This is a genomic window from Streptomyces sp. cmx-18-6 (assembly GCF_046548915.1).
Classification (GTDB): domain Bacteria; phylum Actinomycetota; class Actinomycetes; order Streptomycetales; family Streptomycetaceae; genus Streptomyces.
In genome coordinates this window covers 169,543-189,044 of the sequence record NZ_JAEBEP010000014.1, presented here as the reverse complement: position 1 = coordinate 189,044, position 19,502 = coordinate 169,543, and the positions used below count along the sequence as shown (strand labels likewise).

16 protein-coding genes are annotated in these 19,502 nt (G+C 72.4%); 9 read left to right on the top strand and 7 right to left on the bottom strand.

The window, feature by feature from the left end; all coding sequences use genetic code 11:
- Window positions 1-472: homocysteine S-methyltransferase family protein (locus ACLJPL_RS28430; protein ID WP_411083792.1), on the bottom strand; the 472-nt coding region annotated here is incomplete at its 3' end.
- 240 nt (window positions 473-712) lie between these two features.
- Between ACLJPL_RS28430 and ACLJPL_RS28425 the strand changes: the two genes are divergently transcribed.
- The 6 genes from ACLJPL_RS28425 (at window position 713) to ACLJPL_RS28400 (ending at window position 8,892) form a co-directional block, all read left to right on the top strand.
- Entirely contained in the window at window positions 713-1,477 is a 765-nt protein-coding gene (locus ACLJPL_RS28425; RefSeq protein WP_411083791.1) for an IclR family transcriptional regulator, read from the top strand.
- 720 nt (window positions 1,478-2,197) lie between these two features.
- The gene (locus ACLJPL_RS28420) at window positions 2,198-2,989 is read left to right on the top strand and encodes an MIP/aquaporin family protein (RefSeq protein WP_411083790.1); all 792 of its coding nucleotides are present in this window, start codon (window positions 2,198-2,200) and stop codon (window positions 2,987-2,989) included.
- Between the two features lie 58 nt (window positions 2,990-3,047).
- The gene (glpK, locus tag ACLJPL_RS28415; protein ID WP_411083789.1) at window positions 3,048-4,592 is read left to right on the top strand and encodes a glycerol kinase GlpK; all 1,545 of its coding nucleotides are present in this window, start codon (window positions 3,048-3,050) and stop codon (window positions 4,590-4,592) included.
- Window positions 4,593-4,606: 14 nt separating this feature from the next.
- Window positions 4,607-6,217 (top strand): FAD-dependent oxidoreductase, encoded by a 1,611-nt coding sequence (locus tag ACLJPL_RS28410; protein ID WP_411083788.1) that lies wholly within the window; start codon window positions 4,607-4,609, stop codon window positions 6,215-6,217.
- A 188-nt stretch (window positions 6,218-6,405) separates the two neighbouring features.
- On the top strand, window positions 6,406-7,464 hold the full coding sequence (locus ACLJPL_RS28405) for an LLM class flavin-dependent oxidoreductase (protein ID WP_411083787.1): 1,059 nt from the start codon (window positions 6,406-6,408) through the stop codon (window positions 7,462-7,464).
- A gap of 351 nt (window positions 7,465-7,815) precedes the next feature.
- Complete coding sequence (locus ACLJPL_RS28400; protein WP_411083786.1) at window positions 7,816-8,892, top strand: PAC2 family protein; 1,077 nt, start codon at window positions 7,816-7,818, stop codon at window positions 8,890-8,892.
- 81 nt (window positions 8,893-8,973) lie between these two features.
- On the opposite strand, the gene mshC is transcribed toward ACLJPL_RS28400, so the two are convergent.
- From mshC to ACLJPL_RS28380, 4 genes are all read right to left on the bottom strand, one after another.
- Window positions 8,974-10,203 (bottom strand): cysteine--1-D-myo-inosityl 2-amino-2-deoxy-alpha-D-glucopyranoside ligase, encoded by a 1,230-nt coding sequence (gene mshC, locus ACLJPL_RS28395; RefSeq protein ID WP_411083785.1) that lies wholly within the window; start codon window positions 10,201-10,203, stop codon window positions 8,974-8,976.
- A 169-nt stretch (window positions 10,204-10,372) separates the two neighbouring features.
- A complete protein-coding gene (locus ACLJPL_RS28390) occupies window positions 10,373-11,221 on the bottom strand; it encodes an SCO1664 family protein (protein ID WP_411083784.1) in 849 nt (282 codons plus the stop codon).
- The gene (locus ACLJPL_RS28385; RefSeq protein ID WP_411083783.1) at window positions 11,185-11,775 is read right to left on the bottom strand and encodes a DUF3090 domain-containing protein; all 591 of its coding nucleotides are present in this window, start codon (window positions 11,773-11,775) and stop codon (window positions 11,185-11,187) included. The genes ACLJPL_RS28390 and ACLJPL_RS28385 overlap by 37 nt, the downstream gene beginning before the upstream one ends.
- A 71-nt stretch (window positions 11,776-11,846) precedes the next feature.
- Window positions 11,847-12,569 carry a histidine phosphatase family protein gene (locus ACLJPL_RS28380; protein WP_411083782.1) on the bottom strand — a complete coding sequence of 241 codons (723 nt, stop codon included), beginning with the start codon at window positions 12,567-12,569 and terminating at the stop codon, window positions 11,847-11,849.
- Window positions 12,570-12,759: 190 nt separating this feature from the next.
- Here ACLJPL_RS28380 and corA point away from each other — a divergent pair, with 190 nt between their 5' ends.
- On the top strand, window positions 12,760-13,746 hold the full coding sequence (gene corA / locus ACLJPL_RS28375) for a magnesium/cobalt transporter CorA (protein ID WP_411083781.1): 987 nt from the start codon (window positions 12,760-12,762) through the stop codon (window positions 13,744-13,746).
- Window positions 13,747-13,853: 107 nt separating this feature from the next.
- Here the strand turns inward: corA and ACLJPL_RS28370 are convergent, their stop codons facing one another.
- Both ACLJPL_RS28370 and ACLJPL_RS28365 read right to left on the bottom strand, forming a co-directional pair.
- Complete coding sequence (locus ACLJPL_RS28370) at window positions 13,854-14,642, bottom strand: ferritin-like domain-containing protein (protein ID WP_411083780.1); 789 nt, start codon at window positions 14,640-14,642, stop codon at window positions 13,854-13,856.
- 277 nt (window positions 14,643-14,919) lie between these two features.
- Window positions 14,920-15,969, bottom strand: a complete 1,050-nt coding sequence (locus tag ACLJPL_RS28365) for an LLM class F420-dependent oxidoreductase (RefSeq protein ID WP_411083779.1) — start codon at window positions 15,967-15,969, stop codon at window positions 14,920-14,922.
- A 138-nt stretch (window positions 15,970-16,107) separates the two neighbouring features.
- Here ACLJPL_RS28365 and ACLJPL_RS28360 point away from each other — a divergent pair, with 138 nt between their 5' ends.
- Both ACLJPL_RS28360 and ACLJPL_RS28355 read left to right on the top strand, forming a co-directional pair.
- Complete coding sequence (locus tag ACLJPL_RS28360; protein WP_411083778.1) at window positions 16,108-17,091, top strand: aldo/keto reductase; 984 nt, start codon at window positions 16,108-16,110, stop codon at window positions 17,089-17,091.
- Entirely contained in the window at window positions 17,088-19,439 is a 2,352-nt protein-coding gene (locus tag ACLJPL_RS28355; RefSeq protein ID WP_411083777.1) for a helix-hairpin-helix domain-containing protein, read from the top strand. Before ACLJPL_RS28360 ends, ACLJPL_RS28355 begins: the two co-directional genes overlap by 4 nt.
- Window positions 19,440-19,502: the final 63 nt, after the last annotated feature.

Genomic DNA, 19,502 nt, shown 5'->3' with positions numbered 1-19,502 from the left:
CGTTCCTCTGATAACCGTCACGCAGGACGTCGTAGGCGATATGGCCCAGCGAAGGCAGCTTGGTGCCCGGACCGATCGAACCGAGGACCCACCGCTGACGGCCATCCTTCTCGCCGAACTCATCCGCGACCTCACGCGCGATCCGCGCACCCGACTCCGAAAGCTCAAAAATCCGGTCGGCGATCTCATACTCATTCGCGGCCGAATGATTCGCACCGAAGGTGTTCGTCTCCACGCAATCGACGCCGACCGCGAAATACTCCTCGTGCACCGTGCGCACGATGTCCGGACGAGTCACGTTCAGGATCTCGTTACAGCCCTCGAGATTCTCGAAATCCTCCAACGTCGGATCCTGCGCCTGGAGCATGGTGCCCATCGCACCGTCCGCCACCACCACCCGAGTCGCGAGCGCCTCGCGCAGGGCCTGCGTGCGAGTCCGGCTGTCGGGGGCGGGTGTAGGCAACGAGGCCATGGATGATCTCCCAGGGATGCGACGGCTGTCGGCTTTGCGTCCTTCTTGGGGAAGGCGCACCCCGCCAGCGTAGCCGGACGCTCCCGCGCGTGGTCGGTCCGTCCATGGGACGGACTGCATGCTGTGCGGGGCGCGGCGCGGCCGACCGCTCGGAGGAGACTTTCCCCCGGAGTCCGGCGCAGGTCGGCATCGACCGATAGTGTTCAGCATTGTCGAACCGAGGTGGAGGAGTACGGCGCGATGGCCAAGAACATCCAGTCGCTGGAGCGGGCGGCCGCGATGCTGCGTCTGCTGGCGGGCGGCGAGCGGCGGCTCGGGCTGTCCGACATCGCCTCCTCCCTGGGGCTGGCCAAGGGCACCGCCCACGGAATCCTGCGCACCCTCCAGCTGGAGGGGTTCGTCGAGCAGGACGCCGCCTCGGGGCGCTACCAGCTCGGCGCGGAGCTCCTGCGGCTGGGCAACAGCTATCTGGACGTCCACGAGCTGCGGGCCCGCGCCCTGGTCTGGACGGACGACCTGGCCCGCTCCAGCGGCGAGAGCGTGCACCTCGGGGTGCTCCACCAGCACGGCGTCCTCATCGTCCACCACGTCTTCCGGCCCGACGACAGCCGCCAGGTGCTGGAGGTCGGGGCGATGCAGCCACTGCACTCCACGGCGCTCGGCAAGGTGCTCTCCGCCTACGACCCGGTGGCGCACAGCGAGGTCCTGGAGACGGATCGCCGCTCCTTCACCGCCCGCACCGTGACCGCCGCCGACGAGTTCGAGGCGATGCTCGACCTGATCCGCGCCCAGGGCTGGGCCGCCGACGCCGAGGAGACCTGGGAGGGGGTGGCCGCCGTGGCCGCCCCGATCCACGACCGGCGCAGGATGCCGGTGGGCGCGGTGGCCGTGACGGGCGCGGTGGAGCGGGTGGCCCCGGGCGGCGTACTGCGGTCCGAGCTGATCGCCGCCGTACGGGACTGCGCCCGGGCGGTCTCCCGGGATCTGGGCGCCGGGCGCTTCTGAGGGTCGCCGGTCGCCGAGCGCGTCAACCGCCCGGAGCTCTCAGGGGCGGTCGCCGAGCGCGTCAACCGCCCGTGAGAGCTCCGCGCGGCTCCCGAGGGCGTCCAGCCGCACACTGGGGCGCTTCGAGCGCGTCAACCGCTCTCCTGAAGGCCCCGCGCGGCCCTGAGCACGTCAGCCGCTCATTGAGGGCCCCGCGCGGCTCCTGAGCGCGCCAGCCGCCCCCGAGAGACACACCGGGACGCCTCCAAGCGCGTCCGTCCCCCTGAGGGTCGTCAGGACGCCCGAGCGCGCCCGTCACCCCTGAAGGCACCGCGCGGCCCCCGAGGGCATCAGCCGCCCCCGAGGGCACAGGCCGGGCCCAGAAGGACATCGGCCGCTTTCAGGAGGCCCGGGCGACCACACCCCGTAACGCCTGCCGCACGCGCCCGCTCGCGCCACCGCGCGTCCGGGCGCATCGTGGGGTAACGATCGCGTCGCGCGCCGAGTCCTCCGCCACAGAACCCTTGACGCTTCCTTCACTCGGGGGAAACACTGCCGTTCAACGGTCGGCATTGTCGAACGCCTAACGGCAATACGCGTTAGGGTGTGACAGTGCCAAGGGCCGGTCAAGCCCTCACAGGTGGGCTACCCACGTTTTGTGGATACCCATCTGGGGCGCGGACCACCGGAGGGACCCGGTGTGTTCCGCTCTCCCCTGGACGAAGGACAAAGGAGTCGCGGGTGTCCAGCTCCGACATTTTCATCGGCGAGACCATCGGTACCGCCGTACTCATCCTGCTCGGCGGCGGTGTCTGTGCCGCCGTCACGCTGAAGCGCTCGAAGGCCCAGAACGCGGGCTGGCTGGCCATCACCTTCGGGTGGGGTTTCGCCGTGCTGACCGGCGCCTATCTGGCCGGCGGCGTCTCGGGCGCCCACCTCAACCCCGCGGTCACCCTCGGCCTCGCCATTCAGGGCGGCACCGCGTGGGGCGACGTGCCCCTCTACCTCGGCTCCCAGCTGCTCGGAGCGATGATCGGCGCCGTACTGGTCTACGCGGTGTACTACGGGCAGTTCCACGCCCACCTCACCGACCCGGAGATCATCCAGGCGCAGCCCGCCGACGAGGGGATGGTCGACCAGACCTCCGCCCCCAAGGCCGGACCGGTGCTCGGGATCTTCTCCACCGGCCCCGAGATCCGCAACGGCGTGCAGAACGTCGTCACCGAGGTCATCGCCACCCTCGTGCTGGTCCTGGCGATCCTGACCCAGGGCCTGAACGACGAGGGCAACGGCCTCGGCACGCTCGGCGCCCTGATCACCGCCCTGGTCGTCGTCGGCATCGGCCTCTCGCTCGGCGGGCCCACCGGCTACGCGATCAACCCGGTCCGCGACCTCGGCCCGCGCATCGTTCACTCGGTGCTGCCGCTGCCGAACAAGGGTGGTTCGGACTGGGGCTACGCCTGGGTACCCATCGTGGGTCCGCTCATCGGCGGCGCGCTCGCCGGCGGGCTCTACAACCTCGCCTTCGCCTAGCCCGAGCGGGTATCAGCGCCGTAACCCCCAACACCTCACAGACTTCCGGGAGCACACCGTGACCGACGCACACACCACCGGCACCCACGGCACCGGCCCGTTCATCGCGGCCATCGACCAGGGCACCACCTCCAGCCGCTGCATCGTCTTCGACAAGGACGGCCGGATCGTCTCGGTCGACCAGAAGGAGCACGAGCAGATCTTCCCCAAGCCGGGTTGGGTCGAGCACGACGCCACCGAGATCTGGGAGAACGTCCAGGAGGTCGTCGCCGGGGCCATCGTCAAGGCCGGCATCACCTCCGCCGACGTCAAGGCGATCGGCATCACCAACCAGCGCGAGACCACCCTCCTGTGGGACAAGAACACCGGTGAGCCGGTGCACAACGCGCTGGTCTGGCAGGACACCCGCACCGACGCGCTCTGTAGGGAGCTCGGCCGCAACGTGGGCCAGGACCGCTTCCGCCGCGAGACCGGGCTGCCGCTCGCCTCGTACTTCGCCGGGCCCAAGGTCCGCTGGCTGCTCGACAACGTCGAGGGGCTGCGCGAGCGCGCCGAGGCCGGCGACATCCTCTTCGGCACCATGGACTCCTGGGTCATCTGGAACCTCACCGGCGGCACCGACGGCGGCGTCCACGTCACCGACGTCACCAACGCCTCGCGCACCCTCCTGATGAATCTGCACCGGATGGAGTGGGACGAGAAGATCCTCTCCTCCATCGGCATCCCGGCCGAGGTCCTCCCCGAGATCCGCTCCTCCGCCGAGGTGTACGGGCACGCCAAGGGCGGCGTCCTCGACGGCGTGCCGGTCGCCTCCGCGCTCGGCGACCAGCAGGCGGCCCTGTTCGGCCAGACCTGTTTCGCCGAGGGCGAGGCCAAGTCCACGTACGGCACCGGCACCTTCATGCTGATGAACACCGGCCAGACCCCGGTGAACTCCTACAACGGGCTGCTCACCACCGTGGGGTACCGGATCGGCGACGAGCCCCCGGTGTACGCGCTGGAGGGCTCCATCGCGGTCACCGGTTCGCTGGTGCAGTGGATGCGCGACCAGATGGGCCTGATCAAGTCCGCCGCCGAGATCGAGACGCTGGCCTCCTCGGTGGAGGACAACGGCGGCGCGTACTTCGTGCCCGCCTTCTCCGGCCTGTTCGCCCCCTACTGGCGTCCCGACGCCCGCGGGGTGATCACCGGTCTCACCCGTTACGTCACCAAGGCGCACATCGCCCGTGCCGTCCTGGAGGCCACCGCCTGGCAGACCCGCGAGATCAGCGACGCCATGACGAAGGACTCCGGCGTCGAGCTGACCGCGCTCAAGGTCGACGGCGGCATGACGTCCAACAACCTGCTGATGCAGACGCTCGCCGACTTCCTCGACGCACCCGTGGTGCGTCCCATGGTCGCCGAGACCACCTGCCTCGGCGCGGCCTACGCCGCCGGCCTGGCCGTCGGCTTCTGGTCGGACACCGACGCGCTGCGCGCCAACTGGCGCCGGGCCGCCGAGTGGACCCCCCGCATGGACGCGGACACCCGTGCCCGCGAGTACAAGAGCTGGCTCAAGGCCGTCGAACGGACCATGGGCTGGGTCGAGGACGAAGAAAGCTGACGAGGAGCATTCACATGACCACCCTGCAGAGCGTTCCCGCCCTCGGAACGCACCCGGCCTCCGGCTCCCTGCCGAGCCGCGCCGAGACCCGGGAGCAGTTGTCCCGGGCGACCTACGACCTCCTGGTCATCGGCGGCGGCATCCTGGGCATCTCCACCGCCTGGCATGCCGCGCAGTCCGGGCTGCGGGTGGCACTGGTGGACGCCGGCGACTTCGCCGGCGCCACCTCCTCCGCCTCCTCCAAGCTGCTCCACGGCGGTCTGCGCTACCTCCAGACCGGCGCGGTCAAGCTGGTCGCGGAGAACCACTTCGAGCGCCGCGCGGTCTCCCGCGAGGTGGCCCCGCACCTGGCCAACCCGCTCACCTTCTACCTGCCGGTCTACAAGGGCGGCCCGCACGGCGCGGCCAAGCTCGGCGCGGGCGTCTTCGCCTACTCCGCGCTCTCCGCGTTCGGCGACGGCGTCGGCCACGTCATCTCCCCGGCCAAGGCCCAGCGCGATGTGCCGGAGCTGCGCACCGACAACCTGAAGGCCGTCGCGGTCTACGGCGACGACCAGATGAACGACGCCCGCATGGCGCTGATGACGGTCCGCGCGGCCGTCGACGCGGGCGCGGTCGTCCTCAACCACGCGGCCGTCACCGGTCTCCGCTTCACCCGGGGCCGGGTCACGGGCGCCGAGCTGAAGGACAGCGTCGACGGTACGGAGTTCGGCGTCACCGCCCGCCTCGTGCTGAACGCGACCGGCCCCTGGGTCGACCACCTCCGCAGGATGGAGGACCCGAACGCGGCCCCCTCCATACGCCTGTCCAAGGGCGCCCACCTGGTCCTCAAGCGGACCCGGCCGTGGCGGGCGGCGCTGGCCACCCCGATCGACAAGTACCGCATCACGTTCGCCCTGCCGTGGGAGGACATGCTGCTCCTCGGCACGACGGACGAGGAGTACGAGGGCGACCCGGCGGACGTCTCGGTGACCGAGGCGGACACTGCGCAGATCCTCGACGAGGCCGCGTTCTCGATCAAGGACCAGCAGCTCTCGCGCGACCTCATCACCTACTCCTTCGCGGGTCTGCGGGTGCTGCCCGGCGGCCCGGGCGACACCTCCAAGGCCAAGCGCGAGACGGTCGTCACGGAGGGCCGCGGCGGGATGCTGTCGGTCGCGGGCGGCAAGTGGACGACGTTCCGCCACATCGGCCGTACGGTGATGAACAAGCTGGCCGCCCTGCCCGGGCACCCGCTGGCCGAGGACATGGAGCCGATGAACCGGCTGCCGAAGAAGCTGCCGCTACCCGGGATCGCCAACCCGAACGCGGTCGCGCACCGGCTGCTGATCGACGGCCCCGCCCCCGGCCCCCGGATGGCGCCGGACACCGCCCGGCACCTGGCCACGCACTACGGCTCGCTCGCCTTCGACATCGCCCGGCTGGCGAACGAGAGCCCGGCGCTGGCCGAGCGCGTCCACCCGGACGCCCCGGAGATCTGGGCGCAGGTCGCCTACGCCCGCGACCACGAGTGGGCCGAGACGGCGGACGACGTGCTGCGCCGCCGGACCACGCTGACGATCCGGGGCCTGGCGACGGACGACGTCCGCGACGGCGTCGAGAAGCTGCTCGCCGACCGGGACTGATCCACCGACCCACCCCCCACGGGTGACGGGGGCGGCTTCCGCGACGGGAGCCGCCCCCGTCCGCGTACGCGCGTGTCCGGCACGTCCTCGTACACGCCGCATCCGGCACGCCCGCGTACGGGCGCGGCCCCGGCACGCGCCACACTGCCGCCACACGCGTGCAATGTGCCGCGGGGAAAGTGGAGGTCATGAGATTCTCGGTGCTTTCCCTGATCGGCCACGACCCGCACCCCCTGACCGGCGAACTCCCCTCCCCCGCCGACCGGTTCGAGGAAGTGATCGCCACCGCGTCCGTGGCGGAGGAGCTCGGCTTCGACGCCTACTCGGTCGGCGAGCGGCACGCCGGGGCGTTCCTCTCCTCCAGCCCGAGCGTGGTGCTCGGCGCGATCGCGGCCCGTACCACCACGATCCGGCTGCTCACCGGGGTGACCGTCGTGGCGATCCTCGACGCGGTCCGGGTGGCGGAGGACTTCGCGACGCTCGACCAGATATCCCGGGGCCGTATCGAACTGGTCATCGGCAAGGGCGCCGAGGCGGGCCACTTCGACCTCTTCGGGCTCGACGAGGAGCGGCAGTGGGACCTCCAGAAGGAGAAGTACGAGCTGCTGCGCCGGCTCTGGAGCGAGGAAGGCGTCGACTGGGAGGGCGAGTTCCGCCCGCCGCTGAAGAACGTGACGACGGTGCCCCGTCCGTACGACGGGCTCCCGAGCGTCTGGCACGGCTCCGCGACGAGCCTCAACTCCACCGAGCTGGCCGCGAAGCACGGCGACCCGCTGTTCACCGCGAACGCCATCCAGCCGCGTGAGGCGTACGCGAAGCTCATCGCGCACTACCGGGAGCGGTTCGAGGCGTACGGGCACGATCCGGCGGGCGCACGGGTGGCGGCGGGCTCCGGCGGGCTGCTCATCGCGGACAGCTCGCAGGCGGCCGTGACGCGGTACAAGGAGCTGTACGAGGCGCGGGTGCGGCAGACGTTCAAGCCGCACCTGGCGGGGAAGGCCGGCTACAACACCCCGTTCCGGACCATCGAGGACGCGATCGCGGGCGGCCCGCAGCTGATCGGCTCCCCGCAGCAGATCATCGACAAGATCCTCGGGTGGCACACGGTCTACCGCCACGACCTCCAGTCGATCACCGTGGACGGCTTCGGGCTGGGCCGGCCCGAGCAGTTGGAGACGCTCCAGCGGTTCGCGGAGGAGATCGTCCCGGTGGTGCGGCGGGAGGCGCCCTCATCGCTGTGGGCCTAGGGTGTGTCCGGCGGATCAGGACCGGATGGGCCGCGGCGTCCGGTGCGGTGCGTCGCAAGGCGCTGGAACGTCCTCATCGCGGAGCGATTCGGACGTTTCGGCAACGCCGCGAGGGATGGGGGCTCCCCTGCTCGAGCGAAGCCGAGAGCCAGGGGAAGTGCCGGGCGTCGCGGACCCGGCTCTGATCCGCCGGACACGCCCTAGCCCCGGTCACCGGCTGATGCACTGTTCGGGCCGATGATCCACTCTTGCTGGCAAGGTTCACCCGGCCGTGGCAAACGGGCTGCGGTCCCAGGGTCCCGAAGCCGTAAGGTTGCTCCGTACGTATGGAGACATCGGAAGGAGGCCCGGGTGATCGAGCTCGAGTCGGTGCCCGAGCTGATCGACCCGGTCATGGTGGCCGCGTTCGAAGGCTGGAACGACGCCGGTGACGCCGCCTCGACAGCGGTCGGCCATCTGGACCGGGAGTGGAAGGGCGAGGTGTTCGCGGCGCTGGACGCCGAGGACTACTACGACTTCCAGGTCAACCGGCCCACGGTGTGGCTGGAGAACGGGGTGCGCAAGGTCACCTGGCCGACGACCCGCCTCTCGGTGGTGCGCGTCGGCGGGGAGAAGCCCCGGGACCTGGTCCTGGTGCGCGGCATCGAACCGTCGATGCGCTGGCGCTCGTTCTGCAACGAGATCCTGCACTTCGCCCATGAGCTGGGCGTCGAAATGGTCGTCATCCTGGGCGCGTTGCTCGGCGACACCCCGCACACCCGGCCGGTGCCGGTGAGCGGGGTCACCTCCGACGCGGACCTGGCGCGGACGATGGACCTGGAGGAGACCCGGTACGAGGGGCCCACGGGCATCGTCGGCATCCTCCAGGAGGCGTGCACCCACGCCGGGGTGCCGGCGGTGAGCCTGTGGGCGGCGGTGCCGCACTACGTGTCGCAGCCGCCGAACCCGAAGGCGACCATGGCCCTGCTGAACCGGCTGGAGGACCTGATCGGGCTGCGCATCCCGCTGGGCGAACTGCCCGAGGACGCGCGGGCCTGGCAGCTCGGGGTGGACCAGCTGGCGGCCGAGGACAGCGAGGTCGCGGAGTACGTCCAGACGCTGGAGGAGGCGCGGGACACGGCGGAGCTGCCCGAGGCGTCGGGCGAGGCCATCGCCCGGGAGTTCGAGCGCTATCTGCGTCGCCGGGACGGCGGCCCCGGGCAGGGACCCGGCGGCCATGCGACGGAGAGCGGGGACGCCGCGTATCTGCGGGACCCCTCCAGCGGCCGCACCCGGCCGCCGAAGCCGCCGCGACCGGAGACGGGGCAGGCTCCGCCGGGCGGGCGCGACGCGTCGACGGCCGGCGAGCAGGGGAAGAAGCCCGGGGACAGGCCCGAGGGCAAGGGTCCTGACGAGGCTTCCGGCGAGGACGCCCCCGACGACAAGTGACAACGGCGACCGGCCCCGGACTTCGCGGAGAAGTCCGGGGACGGTCCTGGTGAGCGGCCGGGCGGCGAGCCGCCCTCCGTACTACAGCGCGACCCCCAGCAGGGCGTCGACGGTACGGGAGACGAGCCCGGGAGCCCCCTCGTCCGTACCGCCCCGCGCGCTCTGGAGCTCGGCCCAGCGGTCCACGGCGGCGAGCGCGGCGGGCGTGTCCAGGTCGTCGGAGAGGGCTTCGCGGACCTCCTCGACCAGCGCGTCGGCCGACCGTCCGTCAGGGCGCGAGACGGCGGCCCGCCAGCGGGCGAGGCGCTCTACGGCGTCGGCGAGGACCTGGTCGGTCCACTCCCAGTCGGCGCGGTAGTGGCGGGAGAGCAGGGCGAGGCGGATGGCCGCCGGGTCCACGCCCTCGCGGCGCAGGGTGGAGACGAAGACGAGGTTGCCCTTGGACTTGGACATCTTCTCGCCGTCGAGGCCGACCATGCCGGCGTGGACGTACGCCTTGGCGAACGGGTGCTCGCCGGTCAGCGCCTGGGCGTGCGAGGCGCCCATCTCGTGGTGCGGGAAGACCAGGTCGGAGCCGCCGCCCTGGATGTCGAAGCCCATGCCGAGGTGGTCGAGCGCGATCGCGACGCACTCGATGTGCCAGCCGGGGCGGCCCTCGCCCAGGGAGGCCCCGTCCCAGCTCGGCTCGTCCGGGCGGGCGGCCATCCAGAGCATCGGGTCCAGCGGGTTCTTCTTGCCGGGGCGCTCCGGGTCGCCGCCGCGCTCGGCGGAGAGCAGCCGCATGGCCGCCGCGTCGAGGCCGGAGACCTCGCCGAAGTGCGGGTCGGCGTCGACGGAGAAGTAGACGTCGCCCTCGAGGTCGTAGGCGGCGCCGGCGTCCCTGAGCCGTTCGACGAGGGGCACGATGCCCGGTATGGCCTCGACGGCTCCGATGTAGTGCTGCGGGGGCAGCATCCGCAGGGCCGTCATGTCCTCGCGGAAGAGCGCCGTCTCGCGCTCCGCGAGCTCGGACCAGTCCTGACCGTCGCGCACGGCCCGCTCCAGGAGCGGATCGTCCACGTCGGTCACGTTCTGGACGTAGTGAACCTGCCGCTTGGTGTCGAGCCACACGCGCTGAACGAGGTCGAACGCGTTGTAGGTCGCCGCATGACCCAGGTGGGTCGCGTCGTACGGCGTGATGCCGCAGACGTAGATGCGGGCGACGGGACCGGGGTCAAGGGTGATCCGTCCGCCGGTCGCGGTGTCGTGGATCCGAAGGTCGCGGCCCTTGCCAGGCAGGGCGGGGACCTCAGAAGCGGGCCAGGCATGCATGTCCTGAGCGTAACCGGACGTTGCTTCCGGATACGAACCGGATCCGGAATCCTGTCCGAAGACGCACTCTTGCGATAAACCTTCGAAAGACTGTACGGCCAGGGCGTTCTTTCGGAGCCCCGCCCCGGCCGAGGGTGACACCGCCGCACGGGCGGTCGGCGGACCGTCGCTACACCGGGGGCCAGGGGATCGGCGGCCACTGCCCGCTCGGCTTCGGGTGCACCCCGCCGCCGAGCAGCCCGGCGACCCGCTCCCGCAGGGCCTCCAGCTCGGCGGCCGTGATGAGTTGCGCCATCCGGGTGGCCAGGGGCTCCCCCGGCGCGAGCTCCCCGGCGAGCAGGGCGAGCACCCGGAGCGCTTCCTCGGTCAGCGGCTCGCCCGCCCAGCCCCACAGCAGGGTGCGCAGCTTGTCGTCCGCGTTGAAGGTGACCCCGTGGTCGATGCCGTACAGCAGTCCGCCGGGGGCCGGCAGCAGATGGCCGCCCTTGCGGTCGCCGTTGTTGATCACCGCGTCCAGCACCGCGAGCCGGCGCAGCCGGGGGTCGTCCGCGTGCACCAGCAGCGCGGTCCTCCCCTCCCCCACGTCCGCGAAGCCCACGGCCTTCCAGCCCTCGCCCGGCTCGTCGCCCTCCACGAGCGCCAGCAGCTCCGGTGCGCCGTCAGCGGATCCGTCGGGGCCGGGCCCGTCGATCCAGAGCTGGCACATGCCCTGCCCGTACGGTCCCTCCCGCAGCACGGTCGGCGGCACGAGGTCCCAGCCGGTCGCCCGGGAGATCTCGTACGCGGCCACCTCCCGCTGGGCGAGCGTCCCGTCCGGGAAGTCCCACAGCGGCTGCTCCCCCGCGACCGGCTTGTAGGCGCAGGTGCGCTCCTCGCCCTCGTACGCGACGGTGCAGTGCAGCACCGCGTTCGACGCCCCGCCGACCTGCCCGAGCACGGTGAGCGTGCCCTCGGCGAGCAGGGTGAGCAGGGCGTCGTCCGTCAGGCTCCGCGACGGTATCCGTTCTGGCGCGGGCATACGTGTCCTTCCGGATCGAGCGGCAGGCTGCACAACGGGCACGGCGGACGCCCGGCGTTGACCACGTCCAGCGCGCGCTTGGCGAACGCGCGGGCCTGGGCGCCGCTGAGCCGGACGCGGAGCATCGGCGGGCCGTTCTCCTCGTCCTGGAGGAGCTTCTCCTCGGCCTCCGCGAGGTCGTCCTCGGAGTCCGCGTCGAGTTCGACGAGGGCCTGCGCCTCGACGATCATGCGCTGTTCGTCGCCGTCCCAGGCCAGGGCCATGGTGCCGACCCGGAACTCCTCCTCGACGGGGACGTCGAGGGGGGCGGAGTCGGTGACGTCCGTGGGAGCGACGGCGGGCACCGGCGAGTTGCCCCCGGTACGCCGGACCACCTCGTCGAGCAGTTCGTCGATCCGCTCGGCCAGCGCGGCGACCTGGGTCTTCTCCAGGGCGACGCTGGTGACCCGGCCCTTGGAGGACGCCTGCAGGAAAAACGTACGGCGGCCAGGCAACCCGACCGTACCGGCCACGAATCGGTCCGGTGGGTCGTAGAGGAACACCTGACGGGACACGTCCTGTCTCCCTTGAGAAGAGATGGGTGGATAGCGGCGCTACGGCGCGTCCACCCTACTGCCCGCGGAGATCACGGCGCGCCCGCGCCGCCCCCGACCGTCGCATCCGCCGTGGCGTCCGCCGCCTCGGACGCCACCGCGTCCGCTCCGACGCTCTGTTCCCTGGGCGCCAGCGGGGCCAGGTCGCCGGTGTCGCCGACCCTCAGGAGGAAGGGGCGCAGCCGTGTGTAGCGGATCGCGGTGACCGAGCAGGGGTCGACGTGGATGCGCTGGAAGAGGTCCAGATGCATGCCGAGGGCGTCGGCGACCAGGGACTTGATGATGTCGCCGTGCGAGCACATGACGTACGTCGCGTCCTCGCCGTGCTCCGCCCCGACCCGGTCGTTCCAGTCGCGTACGGCGTCGACGGCGCGGGCCTGCATGGCCCGCATGGACTCGCCCCCGGGGAAGGCGGCGGCGGAGGGGTGCTGCTGGACGACCGACATGAGCGGTTCCTCGGAGAGCTCGGCGAGCTTGCGCCCGGACCAGTCGCCGTAGTCGCACTCGCTGATGCGGTCCTCGGTGTGCAGGGGCAGGCCGGGCCGGGCGTCCAGGAGCGGCTGGAGCGTCTGGCGGCAGCGCTCCAGGGGACTGCTGACGGCGGCGGCGAGGGGGAGCGCGGCCAGCCGTGCGGGCAGGGCGGCGGCCTGTTCGGCGCCGCGCTCGTCGAGGGCGACCCCGGGGGTGCGGCCCGCGAGCACTCCGGCGGTGTTGGCGGTGGAGCGTCCGTGGCGTACGAGGATCAGCGTCGGCATACCGGCAGCCTAGATGCCCCGCGGCGGCCGGTGCGAGGACGGTCTCGGCGCACAGGACCGAAGGCGCGGAGGGACGGCCTCGCGGAGAAGGCCGCAGGTGCGACGGCGGCCTGGCGGGGAAGGAGGGGGCGGTGACCTGACCCCGCCCACCTTGTACGTTGTGTTCCCTTACCTTCCCGAGGATGCCGAAATGATCGTGGACTGTGCCATCTACCAGGACGGCCGCCGGACCGACGGGCCCGAGGACTTCTCCGAGGCCCTCGAAAAGGCGCGGACGTCCGGCGACGCCTTCCTCTGGATCGGCCTGCACGAGCCGACCGAGCAGGAATTCGACCTGGTGAGCCAGGAGTTCGGACTGCATCCGCTCGCCGTCGAGGACGCGCTGCGCGCGCATCAGCGTCCCAAGCTGGAGGTGTACGACGACTCCCTCTTCGCGGTCGTCAAGCCGGTCGTCTACGAGTCCAGCAGCGACACGGTGAGCGCCGACGAGCTGATGATCTTCATCGGGGACTCGTTCGTGGTGACGGTCCGGCACGGCGGGAGCGCCCCGCTGGCGAATGTGCGCAGCCGTCTGGAGGCGGACCCGCGGATACTGGCGCACGGGCCGACCTCGGTGCTGTACGCGATCAGCGACGCGGTGGTGGACCACTACATCGACGTGGCGGGCGAACTCCAGGTGGATCTGGAGGAGTTGGAGACCGAGGTCTTCGCCCCGACCGGAACCGGCGACTCCTCGAACACGGCGGCGAGCATCTACACCTTCAAGCGGCAGGTGCTGGAGTTCCGCCGGGCCACCGGTCCGCTGACCGCGCCGATGACCCGGCTCGCGGGGGCGGGGGTGCCGTTCGTCCACCAGGAGGCGCAGCCGTTCTTCCGGGACGTCGCCGACCACCTGACGCGGGTCAACGAGCAGGTGGAGGGGCTGGACCGGCTGCTGTCGGACATCCTCTCGGCGCATCTCGCACAGATGGGCGTGCGGCAGAACGACGACATGCGCAAGATCTCGGCGTGGGCGGCCATGGCCGCCGTCCCGACGATGGTGGCGGGCATCTACGGCATGAACTTCGACCACATGCCGGAGCTGCACTGGGCGTGGACGTACCCGGCCGTGATCCTGTTCATGACCCTGGCGGTGGTCGGCCTCCATCGCCAGTTCAAGCGGCGCGGGTGGCTCTGAGGGCGACTCGTGAACGTAAAGGGTCACCGCCGCGTGAACGTAAGAGGGCACGCGTACGCCTGAGGGGTCACGCGTGAACGTAAAGGGTCACGCGTACGCGTAGGGGCTCACGCGTACTCCGGTTCGGGCACGGCCCGGCCGCCCAGCGCGTCGCGCCGCTCGGGCAACTCCAGGCTCACCATGCGCCGCCAGCCGACGAGGCGCTCGTACGCGTACACCGCGTGGATTCCGGCGGCCAGCGCGGCGGCCTTGGGGCGCGACCAGCCCAGCACCCGGCCCATGTGGGACATCACGGCGAGGCTGACGTCGCGGTAGACCCGGATCTCCGCCAGGGCGCACTCCCGCATGATCCGCTGGATGGTCCGGCCGTGGCCCTCGCGGGCGAGGCCGAGCAGTTCCTCGTGGCAGTACGCGAGGTGGTTGTCCTCGTCGTCGGAGATCATCCGCACCGCGCGGCCGATGTCGGGGTGGTCGGCGAAGTGGCGGCGCAGCAGCCGCATCTGCTCGGAGGCGCGCTGCTCGGTGATCCTGCTGTGGGCCAGATAGGTGATGATGTCGCGCTCGGTGAGCCGTTCCTCGCCGCGCAGCCGGGAGTGGGCGAGGCCGATGCCCTGCTGCTCCAGGAGCATCGTGTAATCGGTGTCCGGGGGCACGTCGACCGGCTGAAGCCCGCGCTTCTTCAGGAGGGCGTTGAAGATCCGGCCGTGCTTGTCCTCGTCGGCTCCGTGCCGGACGATCCGGGGCGCCAGGGAGCGGCGGCTCTCGGGGACCAGGGCGGCGATGCGGGCGTTCTCCCAGCCGCCCTGGGACTCCCCGCTGGCGGCGATGGAGCAGAACAGCCGGTAGGTCTCGTCGTCGTCCAGGATCTCCTGGAACAGGCTGCGGGCTGAGAGCATGACGGCCACCTCCGTACCGATGTCCGAGGGGCTCGGCCCCACAGAGCAGTAGTGCGCAGAGCAGCAGTCAAATGCGCCGCGGGGCAGTCGGCAACCGGAGCAACGGCAGGGGCGGCGGCGGGACCGATCGCACGGCCCGCCGTAACCCCGGGGCGTGCGGCGCGTTGTTCCTTGCGACGGCCGTGGCGGGGAAGACCCCCGAGCCCCCACCACGGCCGTAGTGCTGTCTTCTCAGCCCTCGGGCCTTCCCGGCCCCTCAGGCTTCCTCGGGCGAGGCTCACGCGAGGCCGGAGCGCTCCAGGGCGTCCGTGCCGGCGCGCAGGGCGGTGATCCGCTCCTCCAGGGTGAAGCCGGCGGGGGCGAGGTTCAGCGTGGTGACCCCGGCGGCGGCGTAGGACTGCATCCGCTCCGCGATCCGCTCGACGGGGCCGAGCAGCGTCGTCTGGTCGATGAGCTGGTGCGGTACGGCGGCGGCCGCCCCGGCCTTGTCCCCGTCCAGGTACTTGTCCTGGATCTCGGCGGCCTCCTTCTCGTACCCCATGCGCTGGGCGAGCTGGTTGTAGAAGTTCTGCTTCCGGCTGCCCATCCCGCCGACGTACAGGGCGGTGTACGGGCGGAACATGTCGGCCAGGCCCTTGACGTCGTCGCCCACCGCGAGCGGCAGCGTCGGGGAGACGTCGAAGCCCTCCATGGTCTTGCCGGCCTTCTCCCGGCCCGCGCGCAGATACGTGATCGCGGTCTCCTCCAGGTGGTCGGCGGAGGGGAAGATCAGCAGGGCGCCATCGGCGATCTCGCCGGTCTGCTCCAGGTTCTTCGGGCCGATCGCGGCGATGTAGAGCGGGATGTGCTCGCGCTCCGGGTGGACGGTGAGCTTGATCGGCTTGCCGGGTCCGCCGGGCAGCGGGAGCGTCCAGTGCTGCCCCTCGTAGGAGAGGCGCTCGCGGGTCATCGCCTTGCGGACGATCTCCACGTACTCGCGGGTGCGGGCCAGCGGCTTGTCGAACTTGACGCCGTACCAGCCCTCGGAGACCTGCGGTCCCGAGACGCCGAGGCCGAGCCGGAAGCGGCCGCCGGAGAGCGAGTCGAGGGTGGCGGCCGTCATCGCGGTCATGGCGGGCTGACGGGCCGGGATCTGCATGATCGCGGAGCCGACGTCGATCGATTCGGTCTGGGCCGCGACCCAGGCCAGCACGGTCGGCACGTCGGAGCCGTACGCCTCGGCCGCCCAACAGACGTCGTAGCCGAGCTTGTCGGCCTCCTGGGCGACGGCGAGGTTGTCGCCGTCCATGCCCGCGCCCCAGTAACCGAGATTGATGCCGAGCCGCATAGCCGCTCCCCTTACTGATCAGTAACGTCTCTTTCTCCGGACTGTAGCGCGGGTGGCGGCGATCCGGCAGGCCCGCGCGACCTCCCGTTGTCCACAGGCTTCCACCCGGTGGGGCCCCGGCCAGTAATCTCAGCGCCCATGGAGCAGAGGCATCTCGGCCGCACCGGCCTACGCGTGTCCCGGATCGGGCTCGGCACCCTGACCTGGGGCCGGGACACGGACGAGCACGACGCCGCCGACCAGCTCAAGACCTTCTGGGACGCGGGCGGCACCCTGGTGGACACCGCTGACGTGTACGGGGGCGGGGAGGCCGAATATCTGCTCGGGCGGCTCGTGGGCAGCCTGGTGCCGCGCCAGGACCTGGTCGTCGCCACGAAGGCGGGCAACGTCCCGGACCCCTACCGCCGCTTCAACGGCTCGCGCGGGCACCTGCTGGCCGCCCTGGACGCCTCCCTGGAGCGGCTCGGCACGGACTACGTGGACCTGTGGCAGGTGCACGCCTTCGATCCGCAGACCCCGCTGGAGGAGACGCTCCAGGCGGTGGACCTGGCCGTGTCCTCCGGCCGGGTGCGTTACGCGGGCGTGTCGAACTTCTGCGGCTGGCAGCTGGCCAAGGCCGCCACCTGGCAGCTCGCCGCGCCCGGGGTGCGCACCCGGCTGGCCAGTACGCAGATGGAGTACTCGCTGCTCCAGCGGGGCATCGAGCGGGAGGTGCTGCCGGCCGCGCTGGACCTCGGGATCGGGCTGCTGCCCTCCTCCCCGCTGGGCCGTGGGGTGCTGACCGGGAAGTACCGCCAGGGCACTCCGGCCGACTCCCGGGGCGCGTCGACGCGGCTCGCCCCGTTCGTGGAGCCGTATCTCGACGACGCGGCGGCCCGGATCACCGACGCGGTGGCGACGGCGGCGGACGGGCTGGCGACCAGCCCCCTCCATGTGGCGCTGGCGTGGGTGCGGGACCGGCCGGGCGTGGCCGCCCCGATCGTCGGTGCGCGCAACGCCGGGCAGCTCACGGAGGCATTGTCAGTGGAGGCGCTTAGTCTTCCCTACGAGATCTGCCAGGCGCTCGACGATGTGTCGGCGCCCGTGCACCGCTATCCCGACCAGGACTGGAGCACGCTGTGACTGCGCTTCCCGGGGACACCCCCGGCACTGTCGGCACGGACACACCGGAGGGCGCCGCGCCCCCGGCCGACACCCCTGCCGAGGACCCCGCGCACACCGAAGCGCCCGACGCCGACACCGCCGCCGACGCCTCAGGGGCCGAGAAGCCCGGGGAGGCCGAGGAGTCGGCGGAGATCGCGGAAGCCGCAGAGGACGGTGAGTCCGCGCAGGCTCCGGAGGACTCGGCCGCGTCCCCGGCCGGGGAGACACCCGCCGGCGAAGGGGAGAAGAGCGCGGAGGGCGACGCGGCGGCCGTCGCCGAGCTCTCCGAGGCCCAGGCCGAGCTGGCCGCCCAGCGGGAGCTGCGGGAGAAGATCGCGAAGCGCAAGGCCGAGAAGGAAGGCCCCGTCGCCGCCGGTACGAAGCTGAGCGGCACCGCGGCCGACCTGCTCGCGGCCGTCCGGGCCGTGGAGAGCGGCGAGAAGGTGGGCACGGAGTTCTTCGACTCGCCCGCCCCTGCCCCCGCGCCCCGCCGCCCCGCACCGGCCCCCGCCGGTCAGCCCCAGCGCCCCGCTCCGGCCGCCACCGCCCCCGTCGACCGGGCCGCCCCGCCCGAGGCCGTGGACGCGGTGCGGGCGGTCCTCACCGAGGGCGGGGCCCCCGAGGCCCTGGCCCACCCGGCCGCCGCGACGCTGGGCCGGCAGGCCGCCGAGCTGCTGCGCGCCGACCCCTGGCAGCTGCTGGCGGTGCCGGGGGTCCGGCCCGAGCAGGCGGACGGCTTCGCGCGGGCCCTGCTGGGCGGCGAATGCGGCCCGGACGACGAGCGCCGGACGGCGGCCCTGGTCGGCTGGCTGCTGGAGCGCGCCGCCCTCCAGGGCCACACGGCGCTGGACGCCACCGCCGTACGGGCGGCGCTCGCCGAGCGGGCCGTGAGCGACCCGGAGGAGGCCGTGCGCACCGCCGTGGAGGAGGGTGTCGCCCTGGTCTTCCAGGAGGGCGCGGACGCCACGGAGCCGGCTGCCTACGAGGAGGACGAGGCCCCCGCGGAGGCCGACGCCGACGAGGACGGCACGGCCGGGCCCGCCGAGCCGGTCCAGGTGCTGCTGGGCCTGGACCGGTACGCGCTGGCCGAGGAGAGCCTCGCCGATGGCCTGGCCCGCCTCATGAACGCCTGCGAGAAGGGGGCCGACTGGGCGGAAGCGGCAGCCGCCGCCCCCTCCCCCTCGGCCGCCGAGCTGATCCGTACGGCCGCCACCGCCGGGCTCGTCGCCCACAGCGGCGGCGAGGCGGCGCGGGCCGAGCCCGCCGCCCTGATCGCGGCGGCGCGGAGTCTGGGGCTGCGGGCCCTGGGCGCCGCCCACAGCGAGGACGGCCGCCGCCGGCTGGCCGAAGCGGTCGGCGCCCCGGAGGCGGCCGTCACCCTGGCCGGACTGCTCTCCGGCGCCGAGGGCCCCGGCCGGGACGAGGACGGGGCGCTCGCCCTCGACCTGCTGGTGGTGCTGGACGCCCCGCAGCTGGACGTGGAGGGCGGGGCCGTCCTCGTCGAGGCCCTGGCGGACGGCGCGCGACTGGTGCTGAGCGGTGACCCCGGCGTGCTGGGCTCGGCGGGTGCCGGGCGGGTCTTCGCCGACGTGCTGGCCGCACGGGCGTGCCCGCAGGTCGTCTCCCGTACGCCGGACCCCGGGCCGATCGGGGAGCTGGTCTCCGGCATCGGCATCGGTGAGCTGAACCAGGTGGAGGCCCCCGGCAAGGAGGTCGTGATCGTCCCGGTCCGCGATGCGGGCGAGGCCGTCCACCGTACGGTGCAGCTGGTCGCGGACTCGGTGCCCCGGGCCTTCTCCATCCCCGCCGCGCAGACCCAGGTCATCACCGTGGGCCACGGCGGAGCGGCCGGGACCCGGGTGCTCAACGAGGCGCTGAAGCAGCGGCTGAACCCGGGGCCCGGCCGGTTCGGCGGGTTCGACCCGGGCGACCGGGTGATCCATGTGCCCGCGCCCGGACGGGCGGTGCCGGGGGTGGTGCGCTCGGCCGACGCGGAGGGGCTGCACCTGGACTGCGGGGGCGTCCCCGTCGTCGTACCGCAGGAGCGGGTGGAGTCGGCGGTGCGGCACGGGTGGGCGCTCAGTGCCCATCAGGCGGCCGGGATGCGCTGGCCCGCCGCGGTGGTGGTGCTGCCGGGCGATGCGGCGGGGGGGCTGAGCCGGCCGTGGGTCTACACCGCGTTCGGCCGGGGCGAGCGGCATCTCTCCGTGGTGCACGGGGTGGACCAGGCGCTCCCGCACGCGGTGGCGCAGGTCCCGGCCCAGGAGCGGACGACCCGGCTGCGCCCGCTCCTCGATGCGATCCCGACGCCCGACGCGGCCTCCTGAGCGACGTCGCGTACGGGGGATCTCCCGAGCGGGTCGTCGGCATACGGCGATGGGCCCCGGTGC

Excerpts from the sequence above, each read along its gene's own strand:
- mshC (WP_411083785.1), bottom strand. The coding sequence starts at position 10,203 with ATGCATGCCTGGCCCGCTTCTGAGGTCCCCGCCCTGCCTGGCAAGGGC.
- ACLJPL_RS28365 (WP_411083779.1), bottom strand. The coding sequence starts at position 15,969 with ATGCGGCTCGGCATCAATCTCGGTTACTGGGGCGCGGGCATGGACGGC.
- ACLJPL_RS28410 (WP_411083788.1), top strand. The coding sequence starts at position 4,607 with ATGACCACCCTGCAGAGCGTTCCCGCCCTCGGAACGCACCCGGCCTCC.
- ACLJPL_RS28360 (WP_411083778.1), top strand. The coding sequence starts at position 16,108 with ATGGAGCAGAGGCATCTCGGCCGCACCGGCCTACGCGTGTCCCGGATC.
- ACLJPL_RS28390 (WP_411083784.1), bottom strand. The coding sequence starts at position 11,221 with ATGCCCGCGCCAGAACGGATACCGTCGCGGAGCCTGACGGACGACGCC.
- ACLJPL_RS28380 (WP_411083782.1), bottom strand. The coding sequence starts at position 12,569 with ATGCCGACGCTGATCCTCGTACGCCACGGACGCTCCACCGCCAACACC.
- ACLJPL_RS28370 (WP_411083780.1), bottom strand. The coding sequence starts at position 14,642 with ATGCTCTCAGCCCGCAGCCTGTTCCAGGAGATCCTGGACGACGACGAG.
- ACLJPL_RS28405 (WP_411083787.1), top strand. The coding sequence starts at position 6,406 with ATGAGATTCTCGGTGCTTTCCCTGATCGGCCACGACCCGCACCCCCTG.
- corA (WP_411083781.1), top strand. The coding sequence starts at position 12,760 with ATGATCGTGGACTGTGCCATCTACCAGGACGGCCGCCGGACCGACGGG.
- ACLJPL_RS28425 (WP_411083791.1), top strand. The coding sequence starts at position 713 with ATGGCCAAGAACATCCAGTCGCTGGAGCGGGCGGCCGCGATGCTGCGT.